We start from the raw sequence: 696 nt of genomic DNA on the forward strand, positions 1-696 counted from the left end.
CGCCGGCGCCAACGGTACGGCCGCCTTCGCGAATCGCGAAGCGCAGGCCATCTTCCATGGCGATCGGAGCGATCAGCTGAACGGTCATTTGCACGTTATCGCCGGGCATCACCATCTCGGTGCCCTCCGGCAGCGTGCACGCACCGGTCACGTCGGTGGTCCGGAAGTAGAACTGCGGACGGTAACCGTTGAAGAACGGCGTGTGACGGCCGCCTTCGTCCTTGCCCAGCACGTACACTTCCGCTTCGAACTTGGTGTGCGGAGTGATTGAGCCCGGCTTGGCCAGAACCTGACCACGCTCAACGTCGTCACGCTTGAGGCCGCGCAGCAGCACGCCCACGTTCTCGCCCGCGCGGCCTTCGTCCAGCAGCTTGCGGAACATTTCAACGCCGGTGCAGGTGGTTTTGGCGGTATCGTGGATGCCCACGATTTCCATCTCGTCACCCACCTTCACGATGCCACGCTCGATCCGGCCGGTCACCACGGTGCCGCGACCAGAGATGGAGAACACGTCTTCGATCGGCATCAGGAACGGCTGGTCCACGGCGCGCTCGGGCTCCGGGATGTACTCGTCCAGGGTCTCAACCAGCTTCTGTACCGCCGGCATGCCGATGTCGCTGGTATCGCCTTCCAGCGCTTTCAGCGCGGAGCCGGTGATGATCGGGGTGTCGTCACCCGGGAAATCGTAGCTGCTCA

General features: G+C 63.8%; 1 protein-coding gene. It reads right to left on the reverse strand.

What is annotated here, in order from left to right; all coding sequences use genetic code 11:
• The coding region (locus tag CGS25_RS18850; RefSeq protein WP_269800705.1) for an EF-Tu C-terminal domain-related protein at nucleotides 1-696 on the reverse strand (696 nt) is incomplete at both ends.

It is taken from the genome of Alloalcanivorax mobilis (genome assembly GCF_002864685.1).
Taxonomy (GTDB): Bacteria; Pseudomonadota; Gammaproteobacteria; order Pseudomonadales; family Alcanivoracaceae; genus Alloalcanivorax; species Alloalcanivorax mobilis.